General features: G+C 71.9%; 16 protein-coding genes. 7 read left to right on the forward strand and 9 right to left on the reverse strand.

Going from position 1 to position 14930, the window contains the following annotated elements; all coding sequences use genetic code 11:
* Positions 1-69 precede the first annotated feature (69 nt).
* The 3 genes from phnL (at position 70) to AC3AP7_RS08195 (ending at position 2831) form a co-directional block, all read left to right on the forward strand.
* A complete protein-coding gene (gene phnL / locus AC3AP7_RS08185) occupies positions 70-867 on the forward strand; it encodes a phosphonate C-P lyase system protein PhnL (RefSeq protein ID WP_475768023.1) in 798 nt (265 codons plus the stop codon).
* A 118-nt stretch (positions 868-985) separates the two neighbouring features.
* Positions 986-2119, forward strand: coding sequence for an alpha-D-ribose 1-methylphosphonate 5-triphosphate diphosphatase (locus AC3AP7_RS08190; protein WP_475768022.1), 1134 nt, complete (start codon positions 986-988; stop codon positions 2117-2119).
* 250 nt (positions 2120-2369) lie between these two features.
* Positions 2370-2831: a CHRD domain-containing protein gene (locus tag AC3AP7_RS08195; protein WP_475764117.1), complete on the forward strand. Its 462-nt coding sequence runs from the start codon at positions 2370-2372 to the stop codon at positions 2829-2831.
* Between the two features lie 29 nt (positions 2832-2860).
* Here the strand turns inward: AC3AP7_RS08195 and AC3AP7_RS08200 are convergent, their stop codons facing one another.
* From AC3AP7_RS08200 to AC3AP7_RS08210, 3 genes are read right to left on the reverse strand one after another with little or no spacing between them, the layout of a single operon-like run.
* Positions 2861-3595 (reverse strand): cytochrome b/b6 domain-containing protein, encoded by a 735-nt coding sequence (locus AC3AP7_RS08200; RefSeq protein WP_487362690.1) that lies wholly within the window; start codon positions 3593-3595, stop codon positions 2861-2863.
* Positions 3592-4587: a LysR family transcriptional regulator gene (locus AC3AP7_RS08205; RefSeq protein ID WP_475764115.1), complete on the reverse strand. Its 996-nt coding sequence runs from the start codon at positions 4585-4587 to the stop codon at positions 3592-3594. The genes AC3AP7_RS08200 and AC3AP7_RS08205 overlap by 4 nt, the downstream gene beginning before the upstream one ends.
* Entirely contained in the window at positions 4578-4754 is a 177-nt protein-coding gene (locus tag AC3AP7_RS08210; protein ID WP_475764114.1) for a hypothetical protein, read from the reverse strand. The genes AC3AP7_RS08205 and AC3AP7_RS08210 overlap by 10 nt, the downstream gene beginning before the upstream one ends.
* Between AC3AP7_RS08210 and AC3AP7_RS08215 the strand changes: the two genes are divergently transcribed.
* Positions 4753-5811, forward strand: a complete 1059-nt coding sequence (locus AC3AP7_RS08215) for an aldo/keto reductase (RefSeq protein WP_475764112.1) — start codon at positions 4753-4755, stop codon at positions 5809-5811. The two genes, AC3AP7_RS08210 and AC3AP7_RS08215, sit on opposite strands and share 2 nt — an antisense overlap.
* 163 nt (positions 5812-5974) lie before the next feature.
* Here the strand turns inward: AC3AP7_RS08215 and AC3AP7_RS08220 are convergent, their stop codons facing one another.
* From AC3AP7_RS08220 to AC3AP7_RS08245, 6 genes are all read right to left on the reverse strand, one after another.
* A complete protein-coding gene (locus AC3AP7_RS08220) occupies positions 5975-7012 on the reverse strand; it encodes a substrate-binding domain-containing protein (protein WP_475764110.1) in 1038 nt (345 codons plus the stop codon).
* 233 nt (positions 7013-7245) lie between these two features.
* Positions 7246-7644 (reverse strand): D-ribose pyranase, encoded by a 399-nt coding sequence (gene rbsD, locus AC3AP7_RS08225; RefSeq protein WP_475764108.1) that lies wholly within the window; start codon positions 7642-7644, stop codon positions 7246-7248.
* Positions 7641-8531, reverse strand: coding sequence for a ribokinase (rbsK, locus tag AC3AP7_RS08230; RefSeq protein WP_475764106.1), 891 nt, complete (start codon positions 8529-8531; stop codon positions 7641-7643). The genes rbsD and rbsK overlap by 4 nt, the downstream gene beginning before the upstream one ends.
* A gap of 211 nt (positions 8532-8742) precedes the next feature.
* A complete protein-coding gene (locus AC3AP7_RS08235; RefSeq protein WP_475764104.1) occupies positions 8743-9525 on the reverse strand; it encodes a glycosyltransferase family 2 protein in 783 nt (260 codons plus the stop codon).
* Positions 9526-9619: 94 nt separating this feature from the next.
* Positions 9620-10336: a 3-oxoacyl-ACP reductase FabG gene (fabG, locus tag AC3AP7_RS08240; RefSeq protein WP_475764102.1), complete on the reverse strand. Its 717-nt coding sequence runs from the start codon at positions 10334-10336 to the stop codon at positions 9620-9622.
* Between the two features lie 131 nt (positions 10337-10467).
* Complete coding sequence (locus AC3AP7_RS08245; RefSeq protein ID WP_475764100.1) at positions 10468-10728, reverse strand: phosphopantetheine-binding protein; 261 nt, start codon at positions 10726-10728, stop codon at positions 10468-10470.
* A 499-nt stretch (positions 10729-11227) separates the two neighbouring features.
* Between AC3AP7_RS08245 and AC3AP7_RS08250 the strand changes: the two genes are divergently transcribed.
* From AC3AP7_RS08250 to AC3AP7_RS08260, 3 genes are all read left to right on the forward strand, one after another.
* Positions 11228-11908 (forward strand): COG4648 family protein, encoded by a 681-nt coding sequence (locus AC3AP7_RS08250; RefSeq protein WP_475764099.1) that lies wholly within the window; start codon positions 11228-11230, stop codon positions 11906-11908.
* Between the two features lie 72 nt (positions 11909-11980).
* Positions 11981-13807 (forward strand): AMP-binding protein, encoded by a 1827-nt coding sequence (locus tag AC3AP7_RS08255; RefSeq protein ID WP_475764097.1) that lies wholly within the window; start codon positions 11981-11983, stop codon positions 13805-13807.
* Positions 13804-14778, forward strand: a complete 975-nt coding sequence (locus tag AC3AP7_RS08260; protein WP_475764095.1) for a lysophospholipid acyltransferase family protein — start codon at positions 13804-13806, stop codon at positions 14776-14778. Before AC3AP7_RS08255 ends, AC3AP7_RS08260 begins: the two co-directional genes overlap by 4 nt.
* Positions 14779-14930 lie beyond the last annotated feature (152 nt).

Raw genomic sequence — 14930 nt, forward strand, 5'->3', positions numbered from 1 at the left:
GCACACTGAGCGGAACACCGCACGGACCACCCGGCCGTGGCGCGAACCGCGTGGATCGGGATGAAACACATGACTTCGAACCTGTACGACCCGCACGCGCCCCATTCCGCGCGCGAAGCGGACCCCGGCACCGCGGCCCGCTTCGCGCGGCACGCCGGCCTGATGCTGAGCGCCCGGGGCGTGGCGAAAACGTTTGTCCTGCACACCCAGGGCGGCGAGCGGATCGCCGCGCTCAACGGCATCGACCTCGACGTCGCGCGCGGCGAATGCGTCGCGCTCGTCGGGCCGTCGGGCGCCGGCAAGAGCACGCTGCTGCGCTGCCTGTACGGCAATTATGTCGCGAGCGCGGGCGCGATCAGCGTGCGCGACGGCGCACCGGGCGCGCACGCGCTGCGCGTCGACAGCGCGCAGCCGCACGACGTGATGCGCATCCGCCGCGACGTGATCGGCTACGTGAGCCAGTTCCTGCGCGTGATCCCGCGCGTACCGACGCTCGATCTCGTCGCCGAGCCGCTCGTGGCGCGCGCACTCGCGCCGGCGCAGGCGCGCGAGCGCGCCGCCGCCCTCCTCGCGCGCCTGAATATCGCGCCGCGCCTGTGGCAGCTCGCGCCGGCGACGTTCTCAGGCGGCGAGCAGCAGCGCGTGAACATCGCGCGCGGTCTGATCGCGGGCCATCCGGTGCTGCTGCTCGACGAACCGACGGCCTCGCTCGACGCGGCCAACCGCGACGTCGTCGCGCAACTGATCGTCGAGGCGCGCGAGCGCGGCGCCGCGATCGTCGGCATCTTCCACGACGAAGCGACGCGCGAGCGCGTCGCGACGCGCCGGCTCGAACTCGCGCCGGCGCTGCTGGGCGCGGCGGCATGAGCCAGCGGCATCCCCTCCGTCACAGGCATCGCGTGCATCTCGTGCGTCACATGCGTCACATGGGCCGCGTGCATACTGTGTCGTATCGCCTCTCACCCTCTACTGACGGAGCAGCATGATGTTGGTCAAGAATGCGCGGATCGTGACGCGTGACGAAACGTTCGTCGGCGTCGTTCGTATCGAAGACGGCACGATCCGCGACCTCGCGCGCGGCACGACCGCCGTGTCCGGCGCCGACGACTGGGGCGGCGACTATCTGGTGCCCGGACTCGTCGAGCTGCACACCGACAACCTCGAAAAGCACCTCGCGCCGCGCCCCGGCGTGCTGTGGAACATCGACGCGGCGTTCGTGATCCACGACGCGCAGGTCGCGGCCGCCGGCATCACGACCGTGTTCGATTCGCTCGCGATCGGCACGCGCGCGGACGCGGGGCTGCGCAACAGCGAAATCCAGCGCGACTCGGCGGCCGCGCTCGGGCATCTGTCGCGCGACGGGCTGCTGCGCGCCGATCATTACCTGCATTTGCGCTGCGAGGTGGGCACACCGGACGTGCTCGACCTGTTCGACGAACTGAGCGCGCATCCGCTGATGCGTCTCGCGTCGGTGATGGATCACACGCCGGGGCAGCGCCAGTGGCGCGATCCGGTGAAGTGGCGCCAGTACCAGGAGCGCAACGGCAAGTGGAGCGACGAGAAAATGGCCGCCGCACTCGTCGAGCTGAACGACCTGCAGGAACGTTTCGCGCACGCGCACCGGCACGCGATCGTCGAGCGCTGCCGCGCGCGCGGCTTCGCGGTCGCGAGCCACGACGACACGCTCGTCGGGCATGTGGAGGAAGCCGCCGCCGACGGCATCGCGATCTCCGAGTTCCCGACCACGATGGCCGCGGCCTGCGCCGCGCGCGCGCACGGTCTCGCGACGGTGATGGGCGCCCCGAACGTCGTGCGCGGCGGCTCGCATTCGGGCAACGTCTCCGCGACGGTGCTCGCGAAAGAGGATCTGCTCGACATCCTGTCGTCGGACTACGTGCCGTCGAGCCTGCTGATGGCCGCGTTCGAGCTGTCGCGCCTGCCGGGCTGGACGCTGCCGCGCGCGATCCGCACCGTATCGGACGCGCCGGCCGAGGCCGCGGGATTCGCGGATCGCGGCCGCATCGACGCCGGCTTGCGCGCCGACCTCGTGCGCGTCGGGATGAGCGGCACGCTGCCCGTGCCGCGCGCCACCTACGTGCGGGGCGTGCGCGTCGCGTGAGCCCGCCCGCTGCGGCATCGCGCCGCCGCACGGCGCGGGCCGTGCGCGCACGGCAAAGGGTGGCAAGAGGCGGAACGAGGCGGCGAGAGGCGATCCAGACCGCGCGCTGCCGCCCGGATCGCGGCGTCATTCGCCGCTGGAGTTCGCGCTGCGCAGCGACTATCCTTGTTGTCGCCCTCGCACCCGCCGGCCTCGTCGAACGCGCGCGAGTCCGGCGTGCGCGGGCTGACCCAGACAAGGAGAACACGCAATGAACGCATCCCTCTCGCGGCGCGCCTTCCTGCTCTTCGCCGGGCTCGCGATGGCCGGCACGATGTCGCTGGCCGAGGCCGCCCCGGTCTCTTTCAGCGTGCCGCTTGCCGGCGCGCAGCAGGTGCCGCCGGTGCAGTCGCCCGGCAGCGGCACCGCGCAGCTGACCTTCGATCCCGCCACCCGGGTCGTCACGTGGAACATCACGTTCAGCGGGCTGTCGAGCCCGGCCACGATGGCGCACTTCCACGGCCCCGCGCCGGCCGGCAAGAACGCCGGCGTCAAGGTGTGGCTGTCGCAGAAGGGCTCGATGGACGTGACGAGCCCGATCACCGGCCAGGCGACGCTGTCAGCGGACGACGCAAAGATGTTCGAGGACGGGCAGATGTACATCAACGTGCATACGAAGGACCATCCGGGCGGAGAAATCCGCGGTCAGGTGGTGCCGCCGAAGGCGGACTGACGCACGCGGTCCGGGTCGCGGCCCCGCGCTCACAGCGAGGCCGCGAGCAGCGCCACCAGCGCGGCGGCGAGCGCGAGCAGCCCCGCCGCAAGCCACAGCGAGCGGCGGCGCGGCGCGCGCAGCGCGGGCGGCAGGCGCTTGTAGCCGGTCAGCATCGGCCGCAGCAGATGCTGGCCTTTCAGCCGCGCATACAGCGCGATCACGCTCACGTGCAGCGCAATGGCCGCGACGAGCGCATCCCATGCATCGCCGTGCAACGCGGCAATGCCGTTCGCGAGCCATGCCGGAACCGACGCGCTGAGCGGTCCCTCGTCGGCGATCTCGTTGTTCACGTAAAGCCCGGTGAGCGTTTCGACCAGCAACAGCGCGAGCAGCAGCAAGACCATCCAGCCGCCGGCCGGGTTATGGCCGACCTGCTTGTCCGGTTCGCGCACGAAGAGCGTACGCAGATGACGCAGCGCCGCCGCCGGCGACGCGACGAAGCTGCGAAACCGCGCCGTTTCGCTCCCGGCACACCCCCACAGCACGCGAAACACGAGCAGCGCGAGCAGCGCCTCGCCGGCCCGCACGTGCCAGTCGATCCAGTTCAGCTTCAGCGTGAGCCAGGCCGCACCGACCAGCGCTACCGCCAGCCAGTGAAAAAGCCTGACGGGCAGATCCCAGACCAGCACCGGGCGTAGCGCGCGGGGTGAGAGGTGTTCTGACGCCCGTTCCGGAGCGCGTTCCGGCGCGCGTTCCGGCGCCTGTGGCGAATCGTCGTTCATCGCGATGGGCTCGCCTCGCCGGCGCCCGGCTCCGGCTCCGCGTCCGAACCCGGCCTCATACCCGGCGCCGCGTCCGGCGTCGGCGGCACTTCCGGCAAGCCGAGCATGCCGACGAACGCGCGCGCGACCGGCGTGAGCGGCTCGCCGCCGCGTCCCTTGAAGACGGCCGCGAGCTCCCAGCACGGCTCGTCCGCCTCGCACAGCGTCGCGATCGCGACCGGCGCGTCGCGCGTGTCGCCGAGGCGCGCGGCGGCGACCGATTCCGGCACCAGCGCGATCGCGAGCCCCTGGGCCGCGAGATCGAGCAGCATCGGGACGTCGTTGACCTCGAAGCCGGTGCGCCGCGTCACGCCGGCGGCGGCAAAGCTGCGATCGACGAGCCGCCGCACGCCCCAGTCGGGCCGCAGATCGGCAAAGGTCTCGTCCTGCAACGCCGCCAGCGCGAGCCCCTGCTGCCCGGCGAGCGGGTGCTCGCGCGCGCACACCACCACCATCGCCTCGCACGCGAACATCCGCATCCCGAGATCGTCGGGCAGCGGCGTGACCGGCTGCGTGAACGCGACGTCGATGCGCCCGTCCCTCACCTCGTCGACCAGCGCGCGCGAGCCGTCCAGCGTGAGCGCGATGTCGATGCCGCCGAATGCGGCGCGGAACTGGCCGAGCGCGGCCGGCAGGTCGATGAACGGCGCAAGGTTGTGGATCGCCGCGATGCTCAGACGCCCGCGCGCGAGCCCGTGGACCTGCGTGACCGCATTGCGCGCCTCGCGCGCCGCCGCGAGCACGCGCCGCGCCTCGGCGAACAGCACCTCGCCGGCCGGCGTCAGCGCGACGCGCCGCGTGCTGCGCACGAACAGCGGTCCGCCGAGATCCTCTTCGAGCGCGCGGATCGACGCGGACAGCCCGGACTGCACGAGATTCAGGCGCCGCGACGCGCGCGTGAAGTGGCGCTCCTCGGCCACCGCGACGAAATGTTCGAGCTGCTTCAGGTCCATGCCGGGTCTCCGCCGTCGTCCAGCAATTGATCATCAACGACGCTTAATTTAAGCACATATTTCCGTTGGATCGATAAACCAATCTCGGCTATCGTTTTTCGACCGGGTGGGCGCGGCAGCGCGTGGCCCGTTTCGTCGGGAAACTTTTGTGGAGAAGGCTTGATCATGGAATACCGTCAACTCGGCCGCTCCGGCCTGAAGGTGTCGACCCTCACGCTCGGAACGATGACCATGGGCGGCAAGGGCAAGTTTGCGCGCGTCGGCGAAGTCGGGCTCGACGACGCACGCCGGCAGATCGACATGTGCATCGACGCCGGCGTCAATCTGATCGACACCGCGGACGTCTACTCGAACGGCGCGGCCGAGGAAATCGTCGGCGCCGCGCTCGGCGGCAAGCGCAAGGGCGGCGTGCTGATCGCGTCGAAGGCGCGCTTTCCGATGGGCGACGGCCCCAACGACCGCGGCCTGTCGCGCCATCACCTCGTGCGCGCGTGCGAGGCGAGCCTGCGCCGGCTGAACACCGACGTGATCGACCTGTACCAGGTGCACGAATGGGACGGCCTCACGCCGCTCGAAGAAACGCTCGAAGCGCTCGACCTGCTCGTGCGCCAGGGCAAGATCCGCTACGTCGGCTGCTCGAACTACTCGGGCTGGCATCTGATGAAGGCGCTGCACGTAAGCGAACGCGACCGGCTGCCGCGCTTCGTGAGCCAGCAGATCCACTACACGCTGGAAGCACGCGAGGCGGAATATGAACTGGTGCCGGTCTCGCTCGACCAGGGCCTCGGCGTGCTCGTGTGGAGTCCGCTTGCCGGCGGCCTGCTGTCGGGCAAGCATCGCCGCGACACGACGCCGGAGGGCACGCGCCAGCTTGCCGGCTGGACCGAGCCGCCGATCCGCGACGCCGAACGGCTGTGGTCGATCGTCGACGCGCTGGTCGAGATCGGCGCGGAACTCGGCGTGTCGGCCGCGCAGGTCGCGCTCGCGTGGACGCTCGGGCGGCCGGCGGTGACGTCGGTGATCATCGGCGGGCGCACCGACGCGCAACTGCGCGACAACCTCGGCGCGGCGAACCTGCGGCTAGGCGACGCGCAGCGCGCGCGGCTCGACGCGCTCAGCGCGCCGCCGCTGCTGTATCCGTACTGGCATCAGGTGCAGACCGCGAGCGACCGCCTGAGCCCGGCCGACCTGTCGCTGCTTGCGCCGCATCGGCAGCCGGGCTGACCCGGGGCGCCGGGTCCGGGTCCCCGGGGGGGCCGCACCGCTCGCAGCCCGCTCGTCGCCTGCGAGCAGCCTGCTCGCAGCCCTGTAGTTGCCCCGTAGTTGCCCCGTAGTTGCCACGGTAGTTGCCCCGCTCGTCGCCTGCTAGCAGCCTGCTCGCAGCCCGCTACTCGTCGCCGGCCGCGATGCCGGCCGGCGCGCGCCGGTAGTGAATCCGCGCGGGCACCCGCAGCGATTCGGGCGGGGCCTCGCCTTCGAGCAGCGCAAACACGCAGCGCAGACTGTGCGCGGCAAGCTGCCCGCTGTCCTGAACGATCGCATCGATGCGCAGCGGCAGGCAGTCGAGCAACTGGTGATCGTCGAAGGTCATCAGCCGGCCTGGCGCCTCGGCGAGCTGGTGCGCTTCGTTGACGTACGCGAGGACGCCTTCGAGCAGCGTGATCGAGCCGGCGAACAAGGCCTCCGGGTAGCGCCCGTGCGCGTCATGCCAGGCCTTCATCAGCGCGTAGCCGGAGGCGCGCTGGTAGTCGCGCTGGAACACCCAGTCCTCGCGCGCGGCGAGCCCGTGCGCCGCGAGCGCGAGCCGGTAGCCCGCGAGGCGGTCGCGGCTCGCCGACAGCGCCGGCTGCCCGCCGAAGTAGACGACTTCGCGCGCCCCCTGCGCCAGCGCCTCGCCGACCAGCGACGCGACCGTTTCGGTCGCGTCGGTCACCACGGACGGGACGCGGCTGTCGTCGATACGCCGATCGGCGAACACGAGCGGCAGCCGCTCGACCCACTTCTCGTAGCGTGCCGCGTCGGCCGTGCAGGGCACGACCACGAGACCGTCGACCTGGTGCGACACCAGACGCGCGATGCCTTCGGTCTCGCGCGCCGGATCCTCGTCGCTCGTGACGACCACGAGCTGGTAGCCGTACTGCTCGCGGCACTGCCACTCCATCGCCTGGGCGAGCGCGGCGTGTGCGGAGTTGGTCAGATCGGGGATGACGAGGCCGATCGTGTGGCTGCGCCGCGAGCGCAGCGCGCGCGCCGACTGCGACGGCGTGAAATGGTGATCCTTCGCGACCTGCAGCACGCGTTCGACGGTCGCGGCCGAAATCCGGTAGCGCTCGGCATAGCCGTTGAGCACCATGCTCGCGGTGGTGCGCGACACGTCCGCCAGGCGGGCGATGTCATCGATGGTGAGGCGCTCGAAACGGGGCACGCTGGCTTCCTGCTCGCGGGAGGTCGATGGCGGTGAGACGGACAACGGCGCAACGATTGCGCGGCGCCGCATCGGCGCCCTGTCGCTGGCCCGATGGTACTACGGGTCAAAATCGCTGCAAACGGAACGCACGCCGCGCGGCACGGCACGACATCGCGGCGCGGTGTCGGCGCCCCGCTCGCACCGCGGCGTGGCGCGGCGTGGCATCGCGCGCGACGCGCGCGACGCGCGCCTCAGAAGATCACGCCGGAATACAGGATCACGTTCGCGTACGGCGTGCATTCGCCGGTGCGGATCACCGCTTTCGCATCGCGGCACTGGCGCTTGAACGTCTCGTGCGGCACCTGATCGAGCGCGACGCCCGCGGCGGCCAGCGCGGTCAGGCGTGCGCTGACCGCGGCGTTGTGCGCGAGCGCTTCCGTTGCGAACACCGCGCGTTCGGCCTGAAAATCCGCCAGCACACTGTCAAGGACTGCGAAGAAATCCGGCACGCCGCGCGCGAGCGATACGTCGATGCATTCGACGCCGGCCGGCACCGGCAAACCGCAGTCGGCGATCACGATGCTGTCCGTGTGGCCCATGGTCGCCAGCACGCGCGCGATGTCGCGATTCAGATGGCCGAGTTTTTTCACGGGTGCGCCTCGAGGAACGTATCGAGTTCGGCGAGCGTCGGCATGCCGCCCTGGGCGCCCGCGCGCGTGACCGACAGCGCGCCGGCCGCGTTCGCGCGCCGCACCGCCTGCCCGATGCCCAGATGCCAGAACGCCGCGAGCGCGCCGTTGAACGTGTCGCCGGCGCCGGTGGTGTCCACCACGTCGACCGGAAAGCCCGGCTGATGCACGAGTGCGCCCGCCGCGGTGCTGTAGTACGCGCCCTCGCCGCCATGCGTCATCGCGATGCGCGCCGGCATCCGCGCAAGCGTGCCCGCCCAGTCGTCCGGCGGCGTCTGCAGCGCGACGGCGAGTTCGTGCTGGTTCGGCGTGAGCAGCGTGCACAGCGCGACGAGGTCGGCGGGCAGCGCCACCGCGGGCGCCGGGTTGAGGAAGAACGGCTTGCCGTGGCGTTGCGCGAGGTGCGCGGCATGGCGCACCGTGTCGACCGGCACTTCGAGTTGCGCGAGCACGACGTCGGCCTGCGCGAACGCGTCGTCCGCGCGTTCGAGATCGGCCGGCGTCAGCGCGTGATTGGCGCCCGGCACGACGACGATCGCGTTGTCGCCGCCCGTCACCGTGATCGCGGCGATGCCGGTCGCGTCGCGGCGGGTGGTCACGTAGCGGGTATCGATGCCTTCGCGTGCCAGCGTGGCCTTCAGTTCGGCGCCGAAGGCATCCGCGCCGACGCAGCCGATCATCGTCACGTGCGCGCCCAGGCGCGCGGCGGCGACCGCCTGGTTGGCGCCCTTGCCGCCCGGCCAGGTTGAAAAGCGCGTGCCGAACAGCGTTTCGCCCAGACGCGGAAACGTGTCGGTGGCGACCACCATATCCATGTTGATGCTGCCCACTACGACGACCCGCGCCATCTCGCTCCCCTTGCGCAGGCTCGCGGACGATCGGTAGTACGCCCGTTTTTGCCGCGCTAAAACGTAATCAGCTTGCCATTGCATTTATACCAGAGCGGGCGGCGGGCGGGAAGCGGCCCAGGGTTTGACCGGGTGCGGCGGGCCGCGTGTTCGCGGCGTGTTCGCGGCGGCCCGCCGGGCACGCGGGGCGAGCGAGCCGGCCGGGCCTTCCCTACTCCGGCTCGCCGCGCCGCCACGCGCGCCGCTGCGCGAGCAGCGCGGGCAGACGGCGCAGGCAGCCGCCGACCAGCCGCAGGTGCATCGACGCGAGCAGCAGGTTGTCGCGCAGATAGTTGAAGTGGGACACGCCGCCCTCGTCGCGGCGGAAGTAGCGCACCGGCGCATCGACGTTCAGCGGCGGCACGCCGGCCCAGCACAGCCGCACCGCGGCCTCCGGGTCGAAGTCGAAGCGGCGCATCCGCGGATGCGCGTGCATCAGCGCGCGCAGCGGCGCGAGCGGGTACACGCGAAAGCCGTACAGCGAATCGCCGATGCCCGCGCACAGCGTCTCGACGTGCGTCATCGCATTCGACAGGCGCCGGCCATACACCCGCGCGCGCGGCGCGTCGGCCTTGAATTGCGGGCGGCCGAGCACCATCGCGTCCGGACGGGCCTGCGACAGCGCCATGAAATGCGGGATCAGGTGGGCCGGATGCTGGCCGTCCGAGTCCATCGTCAGCACGTGGGTGTAGCCCTGCTGCGCGGCGGCATCGAGCCCCGCGAGCACCGCGGCGCCCTTGCCCCGATTGACCGGCAGCTCCAGCACGCGCAGCCCCGGGTCGCCGCGCGCCATCTCGCGCAGACGCGCGGCGCTGCCGTCGGTGCTGCCGTCCACGACCACCCAGACCGGGTTCCAGTGCGCGCGCGCGCCGCGCACGGTCTCGTCGACTTTGCCGCCCGGGTTGTAGCTCGGGATCAGCACGAGGTGGGTGGACGAGGGATCGTTGGTCGGCATGACGGACAGCGGAATCGGATCGCGGAATCGAAGGATGGCGGGACGGCGCGCAACACCGGCGCCGCATCGCAGGCGGCGCGGGCGGCCGGCTGCGCTAGCCCATGCCGCCGTTGATCGACAGCACCTGGCCGCTCACGTAGGCGGCCGCGTCGGACACGAGATAGCCCACCATCGCGGCCACCTCCTCGGGCCGGCCGGCGCGTTGCGCGGGCACGAGCTGCTTCACGCGCTCGGCCGGGAATGCGTGGTCGGCCATCGGCGACGCAACGATGCCCGGCGCGATCGCATTCACCGTGATGCCGCGCGAGGCGAGTTCGAGCGACAGCGCCCGCGTCGCGCCGATCAGGCCCGCCTTGGCCGCCGCGTAGTTGACCTGGCCGCGGTTGCCGTGCACTCCCGCCACGGACGCCATGTTGACGATGCGCCCCCAGCGCGTGCGGATCATCGGCAGCAGCAGCGGCTGTGTGACGTTGAAGAAGCCGTTCAGCGACACGTCGATCACGCTGCGCCACTGCTGCTGCGTCATGCCGGCCATCGGCGCATCCGCGTGGATGCCCGCGTTGTTCACGAGAATCTGCACTGGCGCGCTGTCGAGCAGCGCTTCGAGCGCCGTGCGGGCCGCCTCGGCGTCGGTGACGTCGAAGGCGAGCGCATGCGCGCGCCCGCCCGCCGCGACGATCCGCTGCACGGTGGCGTCGGCCTGCGCGCGGCCGCGATGCGCATGCACCCAGACCTCGTGGCCGGCGCGCGCCAGCGTCTCGCAGATCGCCTCGCCGAGCGCGCCGCTGCCGCCTGTCACGAGTGCCCGCATGCGCGCTCCCTGTTCACGCGAACGGTGGTGTCGACGCCCCGGATACCGCACCCGACGCCGCGCCCGCCCGCCGCCCGGCGCGCCCGCGCCGCCCTGCCGCGCCTGCCGGCGCACGCCTGCATCGCGCGGCCTCAGCGCACCCGGTGCGCGGCGACGTAGGCCGCGAGCGAACCGAGGCTGGCAAAGATTTTCTGGTTGTCCGGGTTGTCGGAACGCAGCTCGAAGCCGTACTTCTTCGAGATCAGCAGTGCGATTTCGAGGATGTCGATCGAGTCGAGCCCGAGGCCGTCCCCGTACAGCGGCGTATCGGCGCCGATCGCGTCCGGCTGGACGTCTTCGAGGTTCAGTTCGCCGATGATCAGCGTGGCGAGCTCTTGTTCCAGTTCAGTCATCGTGGTGTCGGCGGCAGACGGGGCGGGCAGCCGGTGCGCCCGCGATCTGTCCGCGCGGTAGGGTAATCAGTCTGGCACCGATTCTAGACGATGCGATCCGCGCACGTATACCGCGAAAGGGTTACATGTCGTTCCGCGCGCGGCGCGTCCGCCGGCCCGCGCGGGCCGTGCGCACCGGCTCGCCGGCGCGGGGCCCGCGACGGTACGCTAGAATGGCGCGCAGCGCGCCCGCAGGCGCAGCCCCACACAAAGAGTTACAAAAGCGCGGCCGAACCCGGCGTGCGCCGCCCGGTCTCTTATCGGGTTTGCCACCGGGAACGCAATATGCTGGACGGCCTGAGTCGCCGTTCGCGCGGTACCTGTTTCGTGTGAGGAAAAAACCGGCGGATGCACCGTCCGCCGGCCATCGACGATCCCCAGCCATGCAGCAGATCTCTGTCATTCGAGTCGCGCCCGGCCAGACGCCCGGGCACCCGCCCGGCCGGGCCCGGAGCCGCGCATGAGCGCGCCGCACCCGGGCGGGCGCGCGGCGCGGCGCAACCCGCTGGGCGGCGCGCTCGCGCTCGCGGCGCTCGCCGCGTGCGAGCTCGGCACGCACTACGCGGCGAGCCGTCCCGGCGCGCACGCGCTCGGCATGGCCGCGGTGCTCGCGCCGCTGCTCGCCGTGAGTCTCGCCGCCGCGCTGCGTCCGCCGCACCGTGCGTGGCTGCTGGGCGCCTGGGTGCTTGGCTGCGCGGTGCTCTGGCATCTGCGCGGACCGCTCGCCGCACAGTTCGCGCATGCGGCCTTTGCCGAGCACGCGGGCGTGATGCTCGTGCTCGCCTGCGGCTTCGGCCGCACGCTGGCGCACGGGCGCATGCCGTTGTGCAGCGAGTTCGCCGCCGCGATTCATGGCGAGCTGCCGCCCGCGGTCGCACGCTACACGCGCAGGCTGACGCTCGTCTGGAGCGTCTTTTTCGCGCTGCTCGCGGCGCTTTCGACGCTGCTCTACTTCGCCGCGCCGCTGAAGGTCTGGTCGACCTTCGCGAACTATCTGACGCTGCCGCTCGTCGCGGCGCTGTTCGTCGGCGAGCATGCATGGCGGCGGGTCGTGCTGCCGGACGTCGAGCGTCCCGGCATGCTCGCGGTGGCGCGCGCCTGCCGCCACACGATGGACGCGCGCGCGCAGCGCGCGTCATGACGCCCGATGACATTCATGACACTGTCCCACCGCCCGGATGGCGGGCCGCGGCCTCCTGTTTCGACTGACGCGATGACGAGTTTCCCGCTGCTTTCTCATGCGTCTGGCGACCAGACGATCGCGTGGCGCGACGGCGTGCCCGTGCCGGCCGCCGCGTTCCTTGCCGACGTGATGCGCGTCGCGCGGGCGCTGCCGGCCGGCGGCCACGTGCTGAACCTGTGCGCCGACCGCTACCGCTTCGCGGTCGGTCTGTGCGCGACGCTGGTGACGGGCCGCACGAGCCTGCTGCCGTCCGCGCACACGCCCGAGGCCGTGCGCCAGCTTGCCGCGTTCGCGTCCGATGTCTATTGCCTGCACGATCGCGCGGACGATCCGGTCGCGCTGCCGTGCGTGCGCTATCCGGATCAAGCGGGCCACAAGGGTCACACCGATCACACCGACGAAGCCGGCCAGCCGGACCGGGCCCACGAAGCGGACCAGGCCGCGCCTCCGACGCGCGCCGCGCGCGCGTTCGCGGTGCCGCAGATCGATGCCGCGCAGACCGTCGCGTGGCTCTTCACGTCCGGCTCGACCGGCGCGCCCGTCCCGCATCGCAAGACCTGGGGCGAGCTGGTCCGCTGCCTGCGCGGGTCGGCCGTGCGCCTCGGGCTGCACGGCCTCGGCGCGTGCACGCTGATCGGCACCGTGCCGCCGCAGCACATGTACGGCTTCGAGAACACGGTGCTGCTTGCGCTCGTCGGCGGCTTCGCGTTCAGCAACCGGCAACCGTTCTACCCCGGCGACCTCGCCGCCGAACTCGCCGCGCTGCCGCAGCCGCGCGTGCTCGTCACGTCGCCCGTGCATCTGCGTGCGCTGATGCTGTCCGCGCAGCCGCTGCCGCCTGTCGCGCTGACGGTGTCCGCCACCGCGCCGCTCGCGCCGGCGCTCGCGCGCGACGCCGAAGCGCGGCTCGGCGCGCCGCTCGTCGAAATCTACGGCAGCACCGAAAGCGGCCAGATCGCCACGCGCCGCACCGCGCGCGAAGCGGCGTGGACGCTCTACCCCGGCATCCGTATCGACTTGCGCGACCCGCGCGCGGGCACGCCGGAGCGCGGGCCGCAGGCGTGGGTGAGCGGTGCGCACGTCGACACGCCGGTGCCGATGGGCGACGCCATCGAGCCGCTCGACGACGCCCGCTTCCTGCTGCACGGCCGCACCGGCGACCTGATCAACATCGCCGGCAAGCGCACCTCGCTCGGCTATCTGAATCATCAGCTGAACGCGATTCCGGGTGTCGTCGACGGCGTCTTCTTCATGCCCGACGACCCCGCGTGCGCGTCCGGCGAGGCCGGCGGCGATCCGGTCACGCGGCTGGCCGCGTTCGTGGTCGCGCCGCACCTCGACGCCGTGCGTCTGCAGCGCGCGCTGCGCGAGCGCATCGACGCGGCGTTTCTGCCGCGCCCGCTGCGCTTCGTCGACGCACTGCCGCGCAACGAAACCGGCAAGCTGCCGCGCGACGCGCTGCGGGCGCTGTTCGCCCAACGCAGCGCGCCGGCCGCCGCGCCGTCCGTGCCTGCGTCCCCGGCGCCGCTCGGGTTCACGATCGATGCCGCGCATCCGGCGCTCGCCGGCCATTTCCCCGGCTATCCGGTCGTGCCGGGCGTCGTGCTGCTCGATCATGCGATCGCCGCGCTCGGCCGGGCGCTCGATCGCCCGCTCGACGCATTCAGCGTGAGCGCGGCGAAATTCCTGCGGCCCGCGCGGCCCGGCGAGCGGCTCGACGTCGCGTACGACACGAGCGCGAGCGGTGCGCTGCGCTTCACGATCACGCGCGGCGCGCAGACCGTCACGAGCGGCACGCTGCGCGCGGCCGCGCCGGCCGGCGCGGCGCCGCGCGGGCCGGCCGGGGAGGCGTCGTGACGCGGCCCGCGTGGACCCAGCGCGACGAGCGCGGCAACCTCGCCGCGCTGCGCCTGATGACGCGGCTTTCGCTGCGCGTCGGCCGGCGCGCGAGCCGGCTGCTGCTCGCTCCCGTCTGCGCGTATTTCGTGCTGTTCGCACCGGATGCGCGCCGCGCGTCGCGCGCTTACCTGTCGCGCGTGCTGTGCCGGCGCGCGGGCTGGCGCGACGTGTGGCGGCACTTCATGACGTTCGCCGCGACGATCCACGACCGCATCTATCTGCTCAACGAACGATTCGACCTGTTCGACCTGACGCTGCACGGCAAGGAGCAGGTCCGCGATGCGCTCGCGGACGGCCACGGCGCGTTCCTGATCGGCGCGCATCTGGGCAGCTTCGAAGTGATTCGCGCGATCGGCCGCCTGCGGCCCGACATGCGCGTCGCGATCACGATGTACGAGGACAACGTGCAGCGGATCCGCTCGATCCTCGCGACGATCAACCCGGCGGTCCAGCAGGACGTGATCGCGCTCGGACAGATCGATTCGATGCTGAAGGTGCGCGCGTATCTCGACACGGGCAGCCTGATCGGCATGCTCGCGGACCGCACCGTGCGCGGCGATACGCGCGACGCGCAGCGCGAGTGCGGGTTTCTCGGCGCGCCGGCCGCGTTCGCGCTCGGTCCGCTGCATATGGCGGCGATGCTGCGCCGGCCGGTGATTTTCATGACCGGGCTGCATCGCGGCGGCAACCGCTACGACATCCACTTCGAGCTGCTCGCCGATTTCTCGCAGCTCGCCCGCGGCGCGCGCGCGGCCGAAGTCGAGGCCGCGCTGGCACGCTATGTCGCGCGGCTCGAACACTACTGCCGCGCGGCGCCGTACAACTGGTTCAACTTCTACGATTTCTGGCAGGCCCGCCCTGCGGCCGGCGAGCCCGGGCCCGCCCCGCGCGCCGCCGCCGGACTCACGACGCCGAGCCGTCCGAGCTGACCCATGACCGCCCGCCCACCGAATTCCGAGGACCGCCCTCGCCTCCGTCGCCTCCCCCGCCGTCCTGGCCGCCTGCGGCGCCCGTGCGACGGGCATCCTGTGCGCGACGCACGTCACGTGTGCCGCTCATACGGCCGGCGCGGCCCACTCGG

Source organism: Paraburkholderia sp. PAMB 6770, from assembly GCF_057748135.1.